We start from the raw sequence: 10,848 nt of genomic DNA, 5'->3' as shown, positions 1-10,848 counted from the left end.
TTGGCCGCTTTTAATGGAAGCTCCATCGATTCATCGGCTTTGTTGTAGGGTGTGCGAAATACCAGCGCGGGAAATTTTCCTTCGGTCGCAGGCCGAAAAAGCGTCGCGCCAAGTTTGACGCCATCCCGAAGCGGGATTCGAGCCTCTTCTTGAATGGCGTTGAACGGATGTTGTGCAAATGTGAAAATCGCGACAAACAAACCTAACGCAAAGACGCCAAGACGCAAAGTCACAATGACTATTCTACTGGCTGTAGAGGCGTGATTGTGGAATCACCTGCAACGCCTGACTTGGGCTTGACCACTGCAGGATCGCCCGCGCTTTGTTTTTGTGTTCATACATCTCAAGCGTGATGGCGTACTTCTGCCCGCCTGTCAGTGCGATTGTGCCGGTGCTGACCCCCGCATTGTTGACCCAACGGTTGATGATCTGAACGCCATTTACCCAGAGTCTGACGCCATCATCTGTGTCGGTCCGGAAGGTATAGGTCTCGCTGAATTGCGGTTGCACAAAACCGGTCCAGCGGACGCTGAATGTATCGCCCGCAATTCCGGGGGCAGGGGCGCCTTTGGCCCAGTTGAAATTGACCGTTGGATCTACGCGCGTAAATGTTGTGCCGGTGAAGTCACTATTGTTGTAATAAGTGCCACGCAAACCATCGCCATTCGGTGCTACGCTATCGAAAGTAGCTGTGTAAGTTGTGTTTGCCGAGGGCGTCGTGATGTTGTGCGAGATTGCTCCACCATCGGACCACGAAACAAAGTTAAAGCTTCCTTGAGGCGAGACTGCCTCAATGTTGCGAATCATTCCGACGACGCCAACAAATTGATGGGGAGCAGTCACTGTTGCGCCATCCAGTTTCAGCTGCAGACCTGTGGGATTCGAAGCGAGCGTGATGGTTGCCTTTCGCGGGAAAATTTCCACAAAAGTTGTATTTTGCAATCCACCTGAATCGGTCACCGTCAAGTAAATGCGATACCACTGATTGTCATCCGTCTCCCCAGTGGACGGGATGTTGAAGGAGCCGGTTTTCGATCCGCTTGTTGGTAAAACGTGCGGATGAGTGTGGTCATCATGATGGAAATCGACCCACCAGGTGAATCCATTTGCCGGAATTGTAATGTCTTCCGGATCGGTACCATCCCCGGAATAATTGATTGTGGTGCCGGCGTTGTATGGCGATCCGTTCGCAGGAGCAGTGATGCTTGCTACTGGAGGATTGTTTTGCACAACTGTCAATTGTGCTTGATTGCTGGTAGCGGTGCCAAAACTATTTGTGACCACGCATCGGAATTGCGCTCCGCTATCGGAAAGCTGCGCGTTGTTCAATGTATAACTGGCAGAAGTTGCTCCACTGATGTCGGCATTGTTTCGTTGCCACTGATAGCTCAACGGTGCAGTTCCGGATGCAACAACGGTGAAGGTAGCGGAACCGCCGACGGTAACAGTTTGATTCGAAGGATGTGTTGTAATGCTGGGAGCTTGGCCGCCTGTGAACTGAATGCGGAAAAGAACTCCGTTGCTTCCGCCACCGCCCCGCGCAAGATAATACAGACTTCCATCGGGCGAAACCAACAGATCAACAGGCTCCGTAACAGCAGTGGGGGTAGCAAAGTTTGTAACGGCATTGGTTGATACGTCCAGCTTTTTGATCCAGTCGCCGCAATAATCCGCAAAGAAATAATTGCCCACATATTCCGCCGGGAATTGCTGTGTCGTGGGATTGTAGAATGCCCCGCCTGTGATCGCGCACCCGTTTACCGTACCACCGCTATGAGGGTAGGCATATTTCGGACACAGATAAGTGCTGCACATGGTTGCGCCCTCAGCGTTTGGCCAACCATAATTCCGCGGGTTCGGAAATCCAGGAGGCGGAGGAATCGGCGGTTGATCATTAATTTCTTCCCATGCACCAGCACCGACATCGTTGATGAAAATTCTTCCTGTTCCCGGCTGAACTGAAAAAGTGAATGGGTTGCGCAACCCGAGCGCCCAGATCAGGCGATTGATTCCGCTGGCAGTGTTGTAAAACGGATTATCAGTCGGAATAGTCCCATCTTTGTTCATGCGCAATATTTTTCCCAGAATGGTATTCATGGATTGCGAATTGGAGCCAACCGCATTTTCCCCGACTGCGATGTACAGCTTACCGTCCAGGCCGAAGTGGATTGCGCCGCCATTATGATTCGTGGCGCTGAGATTGGGTAGTTCCAGAAGAATTGCTTCACTGCCAGATACAACGACGTCTCCATTGGCAGTAAATCGACTGACGCGGTTATGAATGGTTGGAGTTGTAGCGGTGTAATAAACGTAGATAAATTGATTTGTCACAAAATCCGGATCGAATGCGATTCCAAGAAGACCTCTTTCTCCGCTGGAATTTACAGTGACATTCAAGAATGGAGTGGCCAGGAGGCTTCCATTCTTGAAGACACGTAATGCTCCTCCCTGTTGGCAAATAAAGATTCTGCCGTCTGGCGCCATTGCCATTGCGGTTGGTGCGGTAAGTCCAGATGCGAGTTGCGTCTCGGTAAAGCCGGTGGGTACGCTGGCTACTGCGAGTCCGCAAGAAAGGAGAATTAAAAAGGTCGATACGACAAACGGTCTGGTTTTCACCGTACTCCCTCCCTCTTACTGTAACAGTAGTCTATATCACCAACTTCCTTTGTCAAAATAATCTACGGAAGGCAGGCATTGCGTATCCGCCTCACGCTCTCCGGGTCGACCGCGAATACGCAAAGACTAGCGACGCGAAGACGCTTTTTGCCCGCGCTCCGTTTATACTATCTATGTTGAAAACACTTTATGGAAGACAGAGTCATCCTCGTAGACGAATCGGATCGCGAAATCGGAGCAGCCGGCAAGCTAGAAGCGCACCAGGAGGGAAAGCTGCACCGCGCTTTTTCCATATTTGTGTTCAATCCTGAAGGACAGTTGCTCCTGCAAAAACGATCCAGGAAAAAGTATCATTCGGATGGACTCTGGAGCAACACCTGTTGCAGTCATCCTCGACCGGGGGAGAGGATTGAAACGGAAGCTCTCCAAAGACTCCAGCAAGAAATGGGTTTTCAGTGCGATCTCCAGTGGGTTTTTAGTTTTCCTTACAAAGTTCAGTTCAAAAACAATTTGATTGAAAATGAGATCGACCACGTTTTTATTGGAAGATTTGACGGCACTCCTTCCCCTAATCCCGATGAAGTCGATGGTTGGAAGTGGATGGATCTCGAGGCACTCGTCAATGATGTCAAACTGCATCCGAGTACCTATAGTTACTGGTTGAAGATCTGCCTGGATCAAGTCCTGGAGTTCTGGGTTGCAGAAAGGTTCTGATTTCACCGCCGAGAACGCAGAGATCACAGAGAAAAAAAGGAATAAAATTCTCTCAGCGTTCTCTGCGTACTCTGCGGTAAAAAAATGAATGTTGGCGTCTTCGATTCCGGTTACGGCGGTCTCACCATCTTCAAAAGCATTCGGGACCGGCTTCCGCAATACGACTACATTTACCTGGGCGACAATGCCCGCACGCCTTATGGGAACCGTTCCTTTGATGCGATCTTTAAATTCACCACGGAAGGTGTGCTTTATCTGTTCTCGCAAAATTGCAAACTCATCATCATCGCCTGCAATACCGCCTCTGCCAAAGCGCTGAGGAGCATTCAACAAAAGGTGCTGCCGCTTGAATATCCGGATCGGAGAGTGCTTGGGATCATTCGTCCCTCGGTTGAAGAGCTCGGACGCGATACACGAACGAAGACTGTTGCGCTATGGGCAACGGAAGGCACGGTAAAATCAGAAAGTTTTTCGATTGAGATTGCGAAGTATGCGCCCGGTGTGGATTTGATTCAAACCGCCTGCCCGATGCTGGTTCCTCTGGTGGAAGCCGGTGAGCTGGAGGGAGAGGGCACAGAATATTTCATTCGTAAATACTGGGAACAGACGAATCGTTTTTCCGATCAGATCGATGTGCTGCTTCTGGCTTGTACGCATTATCCAATGCTTCTTCCCGCAATTCGAGCAACGGTTCCACCCGAGGTGCGAATTCTTGTTCAAGGCGATTTTGTCGCTCCTAGTCTTCTGGATTATCTGGAAAGACACTCCGAAATCGAACAGCATCTGAGTCGCGGAAGGAGTCAACGCTTTTTAACCACGGATCACACCGAAGGTTTCGACAGACTCGCGCAGGTTTTTCTCGGTCACCCGGTTGTTTCAGAAAATGTTGCGCTTCGATTTTTTCACAGAAGCAAACAAAGGTAACGAAGATTTTTCATTTTTAACAGAAGCTCGCGAAGAACGCCAAGTTTTGATACCTTGCGTCCTTTGCGACCTTCTGTTCAAAATCTTTGTTCTTCGTTTCCTTTGTTATCTTCTGTTAAAAGAAGCGATTCAGCAATTTCAGCCGCATCGCGGAGAGCCGCTTCCAATTGATTCTTTGCGGGTTTCTTGCCTGCCTCCACCGCCAAAAGGACCACAAAATTTTTCCAGCTACTCAGAGATTGCTGCAGCAACGGTGAATAGCTGAATCGGTGCGGCAGCGTAACCGCAGCGAAAGGGTAATTGGTTCGCGCTATCGCTTCCAGAATCTGTTTTGAAGGGAGTTGTTTCCCGGTCACTTCATACCCGAATGGCGCTTGTCTCTTCCATTCAACAAGCGCGCGGCCCAAACTCAGGTTCGGTTCTATCCAATTATTTGCGGATGCCGGGACGCGAGTTTCCAGATAAAGCAATGTAATGATCCCGGGCCCTTCAAAATTATGCGGATACATGATGCTCCGCATTTCGTTCCAGTAGCCTTCCAACTGCACGAAATAATCGTCACTGACAAATCGAAATCCGAGCTCGTTTGCCAGTTTCTGGAAATGCTTTTTTTTGGACTTCTCACTTGTTATGCTGCGCGAGCGAATTCGAAGTATCCAGAATAAAAGTGCAAGCGCCAGCAGGATGCCGCCGAGCGCAAACCATTTCATCTCAATGGACTTCTGTCGGCTTTTTGTGAGCTTCCAGGATCCGTTCGATCGTGTCTGCAGCGATCTCCGGGCCGTTCTGATTTGTGAAATCCATCTGTTTCAAGCGTTCCCTGATTGTTTTATCAGCAAGGACCACTTCAATCGTCTGTCTTAGTTTGGTCAAATCGCCATTCAGAACCGGGGCGGGACTGGCTCCAAGGGATTGGCTTTGTTGGGCCCAGAAATTCTGTTCGATCGTATAGGGCGCGACGATTTGCGGCACTTGCGCGCGCATTGCCTGCATCGTAATGTCCGCGGCGCCTGCATGAACGATCAGGGACAACTTTGGGAAAACCTGCGCAAAGGAAAGAGACGTCAGAAAACTGCACCCTGAAGGCAGCTCGTTTGCATCAATGTTTTCCCAGCCATAACCAAGCGCAACCCGGTGTCCAGCTCCGGCCAATGCGCTGCAGAGCGTCAGAATCTCTTTTTGATTTTTCAACCGAAAGGGAGCGATATAAATCGGCGCCGGCCCCAGATCCAAATAGGCAACCGTTTCCGCATCCAAATCAATATCCTCATCCAGATACCAGAAACCGGAAGTTGTTTGGTTCACTGTATTCCTTGTGGTCGAAAACGCAGCATCCATTGCCAGCATCGTATGCCCGGACCGATAGAGATGCTCAAACAGATTTGTCACCGGAGGAAGATGCGTGAACTTTCTTTCGCGGTTTAAAGCTGTAAGCACGTGAGTATCCCACTCTTTGATTCTTCTGCGGCGGCGTTTTTGCGCGCGGTCGTGAGACACGCCAAAAATGGGAAATTGATCATGATCTCCAACTCCGGGCGTCATGACCGCAAAAAAATATGGGATTCCATGCTGCTCGGCTAAGGACGGACCTGCCAGCTGAAGGCGCGCGCCAATTAGCGCATCCGCGTCACGCGTCGCATCTCGCAATGCTACAAAATGCGTCGCCATATCTTGATCCAATACGGAGACGAGCGCTGTAGTGGCATCCTCAAAATCCCCTTCACATTCGAGATATTTCCGGTATGTCTTACCGCTGGAAACCATGGGAAAGCCCGATTTATAAATGCGTGACCGAAACTCCTCCGGAGCGCATATCGTTACGACATGCCCGCGAGAATGCAAAACTCTACCCAATGCGAGCATCGGAAGCACATCGCTTGCCGTACCAAAAGGCGCTAACGTGATCTTCATGATAAATACCTCACTGGATCGTAGTGGCAGAGCATTTGCCATTGTCGAGAACAGATTCGGCCACTTGCAAGAGGCGTGACCTAGCATGGACCAATTGTCGGCGAGCAGATGCTCTGGTTCGTCTGCGATGCTTGCAGAGCATTTTCACGCCGATAATCAGTTCGTATGCATACACACCGTTACTCAAAATGCTCTGCCACTACAAAATAACGGCAAAGTATAGCATACACGTCAACGAGGGAACTTCAGATGTGTTTTGTCCTAGAACAGAATCCCACCCGTTAAAACGAAACGATTTGTAAACGCTTCCTCTTCATCGTAAAAAACATAGCGGGCTTCCACGAATGGCGTTACGATCCCTCCACCGAATTTTATACCGCCCAATATGTTGATTCCGGTGTCGGTTTCTGAATCAAACAGGTCCTCATCAAATGAAACACGAATGATACCGACGCCGCCTCCAAAGTAAGGACGGAATCCTTCGATTGGAAGAGTGAACGCAAGATTTGCGTTCAACTCGTAGAATTTAAGGTCCCCTATTTCCTGATCGGGAAAGTAGTAATCGAACGATAGAATCAAAGCAATGCTGGATGTCCCGAATTCAGAGCGTGCTCCGATTCCAAAATCACCGCCTTCCAGTAGGGTCAATTCTCCTTCCGGACTTTCAAAGTGGTTGTAATCGATCTGTACTCCAAAACCGGCGTACGCGCTACCCGAACAGAGCAGAGTAAGTGCGAACAAAATCAAGATACGTTTCATCATCCCATCACCTCCAGTCATCTGTTTGTAAGACTTTACCACAGCTCGTTGGGGCTTGTTTGTAGTAGCGACTTTAGTCGCTTTAGCTCATAGCAAATGAATTCGCTACTACAAACGGCGACTAAAAGTTGCCACTAGGAACGGTGATACAATTCCTTTTATGGGCGAGCTGAATGTTGAAGAAGTTGATCACTTAAAGCTGCGCGACTTCATGCGCGCGCTGATCGCAGACTGCTGGGCCATCGAGAAAATGCTCGAAACCGGTATGTTTGAATCGGGCGCTCGCAGGATTGGGGCGGAACAGGAAATGTTCCTGATCGATCGCGCGAATATGCGGCCTGCCATGATCTCAGCTCCTTTGTTGCAGGTGATCAACGACAGCCGGTTTACCACGGAGCTGGCCAAATTCAATCTCGAAGCGAATCTTGCGCCGCGCGAGTTTGGCCCCGGATGTTTGAAATCGATGGAGGCAGATCTAAACGAGCTTGTTACAAAAGCGAAGGACGCTGCAAAACAATTTGAAGCTGACGTGGCTTTAGCGGGAATCCTTCCCACGCTGAATCTGGCGGATTTGAGCCTGGATAATATGACCGATGTTCCGCGATACCGTGAATTGAACAAGATGTTAATGCAGGTTCGCGGAAGCAAATTCTATGTTCTCATCAAAGGCCTCGATGAATTGCATGCGACTCATGACAACATGATGCTCGAATCCTGTAATACAAGTTTTCAGCTGCATTATCAGGTGGGTCCGGAAGAGTTTGTGGATCTGTACAATCTTTCGCAAGCGGTGACAGCGCCGGTGCTGGCGGCGGCTGTGAATTCACCCATGTTGTTCGGGCACCGGCTGTGGGCGGAAACGCGGCTGGCTCTGTTTCAACATTCCGTGGATGAACGCTCGGAGCTTGTCAAGTCGCGGGCGCGTCCGTCGCGCGTGAGCTTTGGAGAACGATGGATTGAAAAATCGGTTCTTGAGATTTTTCGTCAGGATATTGCGCGCTACAGGGTCTTACTCACTCACGCCCTGGATGAGGATCCGCATACGGTGCTTGCGAGGGGTGAAATCCCCAAACTTTCCGCGCTGCGGCTGCACAACGGAACTGTCTGGCGATGGAACCGGCCCTGTTATGGAATCATGAATGGTCGTCCTCACTTGCGTGTGGAGAATCGCGTGTTGCCGGCAGGTCCTTCGATTGTTGATGAAGTTGCAAATTCCGCGTTCTATTTTGGTTTGATGGCCGCGCTACCGGAGGAATATGGTTCCATCAGCAAAGTGTTGGATTTCGACCATGCGAAAACCAATTTTCTTACCGCAGCGCGACACGGACTCAGCGGAACAATCCACTGGGTAGGGGGGACGACTTACACGGCAAGAAGTCTCGTCCTGGATCATCTGATTCCGCTTGCGCGCGCCGGATTGAAAAAGATGGGACTCGAAAGTGAAGAGAGCGACAGATATATGGGCGTTCTGGAAGAGCGCGTTCGAACCGGTCAAACCGGTTCGCAATGGATGCTGAAGTCCCTCTCCGCCATGGGAAATCGCGGAACACCTTTGATGAGGGCACAAGCGTTAACACGTGCCATGGTTCAAAATCAAAACGCCGGCACGCCGGTTTATGAATGGGAACTGACGCAGATTCAAGAAATGGAAAGCTATCATCAGAATTACAGAACGGTTGGACAGTTCATGTCCACAGATTTATTCACCGTTCGTCCCGATGATGTTGTGGACTATGTCGCGAGCATCATGCACTGGGAACACATACGGTACGTTCCCGTAGAGAATGAAGAAGGCAAACTGGTTGGTCTCGTTTCACAAAGACATCTCCTGCCACTTCTGGCGCAGGGCTCGACACTCAATCGTGCTCAGGGTGTGCCGGTTCACATGATCATGAAAAAGGATCCGATCACAGTCAGACCAGACACACCCACTCTTGAGGCAATTGAATTGATGAGACAACGACATCTCGGTTGTGTGCCTGTCGTGGAAAACGGAAGGTTGGTGGGCGTTGTGACTTTGTTCGACTTACTGGCCGTGTCAGCAAAATTGTTGGAAGAAGAGCTCAGAAAGAAGAGTTGACCCCTTACTTCAAATCCGGGAATGGACCGCTTCTCATCTATCTCCCCGGCATGGAAGGCACCGGCAAATTGTTCTACCGCCAGGAGCCGGCCCTCCGCGAACATTACACCGTTGCCTGTTTGCCATCGCGAGATCATCCCCCTTTTGACTATGCGGATCTGATCGGAGATGTGCTGAATGTGTTGAAGGAAGAGCAAGCTGCAAAAGCAACCATTGTGGCCGAATCGTTTGGGGGTACTGTTGCTTTGCAATTCGCAATTCAGCATCCGGAGCTGATTGACCGGCTTGTGTTAATCAATACTTTCCCATATTTTCGGCGTCGCATTCGTTTGTATCTCGGATTGATTCTTCTACCATTTACTTTCATTCCACTGGGAAATGCGGTCAGGGAATTCTTTTACAAAATGGCTCTTGGATTTGAAGGAGTTCAAAGAGAGGACATCGCAAAGTTGTGTGAATGTTCCTTTTCACACGGTTACGGCACTTCACGGAACCGCATGCGACTGGTTAAAGGCCTGGATGTGCGCGATCAAATCTCCAAAATTAGTGTTCCAGTCACGATGATCGCATCAGCGCGGGATAAGCTCATTCCATCGGTGAAGGAGGCGCGATGGATGGCCTCGCTCCTTCCGGATGCGCGCGTAATCATCTTGCCCGAACACGGGCATACTCCGCTTGTGACCGCGGATTTTTCGCTGGCATCCGTTCTTACTTGATCGCGATATTTCCGTCACCGCTTTTAATTTGGAGTAAAAAGCCACCATCCCGGATTTTCCCCGTTAATCGGCGCGAGGACAAAGATCCCACTACACTGACCGGATGATCGGTCTCAACGTGTCCATCTCCGGTCGAAACTTCCAGGTCAGCTGAAAAGTCATCTGGAAGATCCAGCACAATTTCTCCATCACCGGAACGCAAAGACCAGGCGCTTTGCATCACTGATCCCGGGGCTACTCGAATCTGCATTTGTCCATCCCCAATCCTGCCGTTCATGCTTTTCAGAATGCCATCGATCAGGACTTCTCCGTCTACATTCGAAACTTCAATTTCTCCATCAAACCCGGGAAGCTCTATATTTCCATCACCGGATTCAATCCTGACGCGTCCGGAACAATTTTCCGCCCGCAGATCTCCATCCGAAAGATGAATATCCATCGTTCCTGTGCAATTCTTCAGATTGATATCGCCATCGGAACCGGAAATACGCAGGCTTCCGGACAGATCGCTCGCCAGAATTTCTCCATCCGATGTATCCAATTCGAGCTCCCCTTCCAATCCTCTAACATATAGCTCTCCATCGGATACTTCGGCCCGAACATTTGATGCAGCTGGAGTCCATACCTCAAAACGCACCTTCACTCCGGGACGCCACCCAATTCGAATTCCTTCGCTGGGCCACCGGGTGATTGCGCGAACCTGATTCCCGGTCTGTTCGAGCTCCAGAGAAATCCTGCTGTCGGCCGATTTCTTCGCATCTGCTTCACTCTTTGCGCCATGCACCTGGCGCGTGATTTTGATTTCGACAGTCGATCCTTCCCTGGGAATGATCTGTATCACTCCATCAGGATTGCGAAGAACTAACTCAGGTCTGCCCTGAATTTCAAACGTGCGCTCGGTTGTAAACGAATAGTCTTCAGCCCACATGGTTCCCGTCAACAGGAAAAGTGATAAAGCAAAGTAAATTGTTTTCTTGAGCATAGTTCACCCCATACCAAAGACGGACGGCTTTGGAATAAAGTTCATAAGAAAGACCACTAACTCTATGATGGCCAGGAAACTGTTTCTCGCCTGTTTCTTCCTTTCACTAGCTCTCCCTCTCCATGCTCAAGAAAAGGCCTACCAAT

General features: G+C 50.0%; 10 protein-coding genes. 4 read left to right on the top strand and 6 right to left on the bottom strand.

All coding sequences use genetic code 11. The features are described from left to right. A partial coding sequence (locus L0156_16425) for a hypothetical protein (GenBank protein ID MCI0604573.1) occupies positions 1-233 on the bottom strand: 233 nt, incomplete at its 3' end. Positions 234-243: 10 nt separating this feature from the next. Beyond that, positions 244-2,616: a PQQ-dependent sugar dehydrogenase gene (locus L0156_16420; GenBank protein MCI0604572.1), complete on the bottom strand. Its 2,373-nt coding sequence runs from the start codon at positions 2,614-2,616 to the stop codon at positions 244-246. Between the two features lie 189 nt (positions 2,617-2,805). On the opposite strand from L0156_16420, the gene idi reads away from it, so the two are divergent. Together idi and murI are read left to right on the top strand one after the other, a co-directional pair. Beyond that, complete coding sequence (gene idi, locus L0156_16415; protein ID MCI0604571.1) at positions 2,806-3,330, top strand: isopentenyl-diphosphate Delta-isomerase; 525 nt, start codon at positions 2,806-2,808, stop codon at positions 3,328-3,330. A gap of 84 nt (positions 3,331-3,414) precedes the next feature. Then, a complete protein-coding gene (gene murI / locus L0156_16410; protein MCI0604570.1) occupies positions 3,415-4,254 on the top strand; it encodes a glutamate racemase in 840 nt (279 codons plus the stop codon). 77 nt (positions 4,255-4,331) lie between these two features. Here the strand turns inward: murI and L0156_16405 are convergent, their stop codons facing one another. The 3 genes from L0156_16405 to L0156_16395 form a co-directional block, all read right to left on the bottom strand. After that, a complete protein-coding gene (locus tag L0156_16405; GenBank protein ID MCI0604569.1) occupies positions 4,332-4,964 on the bottom strand; it encodes a hypothetical protein in 633 nt (210 codons plus the stop codon). Between the two features lies 1 nt (position 4,965). After that, positions 4,966-6,165 carry a glycosyltransferase gene (locus L0156_16400; protein ID MCI0604568.1) on the bottom strand — a complete coding sequence of 400 codons (1,200 nt, stop codon included), beginning with the start codon at positions 6,163-6,165 and terminating at the stop codon, positions 4,966-4,968. A gap of 261 nt (positions 6,166-6,426) precedes the next feature. Continuing rightward, positions 6,427-6,927 carry a hypothetical protein gene (locus L0156_16395; protein MCI0604567.1) on the bottom strand — a complete coding sequence of 167 codons (501 nt, stop codon included), beginning with the start codon at positions 6,925-6,927 and terminating at the stop codon, positions 6,427-6,429. Positions 6,928-7,084: 157 nt separating this feature from the next. Between L0156_16395 and L0156_16390 the strand changes: the two genes are divergently transcribed. Together L0156_16390 and L0156_16385 are read left to right on the top strand one after the other, a co-directional pair. Next, positions 7,085-9,004, top strand: coding sequence for a glutamate-cysteine ligase family protein (locus tag L0156_16390; protein MCI0604566.1), 1,920 nt, complete (start codon positions 7,085-7,087; stop codon positions 9,002-9,004). After that, positions 9,001-9,720, top strand: a complete 720-nt coding sequence (locus L0156_16385) for an alpha/beta hydrolase (protein MCI0604565.1) — start codon at positions 9,001-9,003, stop codon at positions 9,718-9,720. Before L0156_16390 ends, L0156_16385 begins: the two co-directional genes overlap by 4 nt. Here L0156_16385 and L0156_16380 read toward each other — a convergent pair. Continuing rightward, complete coding sequence (locus tag L0156_16380) at positions 9,713-10,702, bottom strand: DUF4097 domain-containing protein (GenBank protein ID MCI0604564.1); 990 nt, start codon at positions 10,700-10,702, stop codon at positions 9,713-9,715. The genes L0156_16385 and L0156_16380 overlap by 8 nt on opposite strands. Between the last annotated feature and the right edge of the window lie 146 nt (positions 10,703-10,848).

The sequence above is a fragment of the bacterium genome (assembly GCA_022616075.1).
GTDB lineage: Bacteria > Acidobacteriota > HRBIN11 > JAKEFK01 > JAKEFK01 > JAKEFK01.
This window is presented reverse-complemented; position numbering and strand designations above follow the sequence as displayed.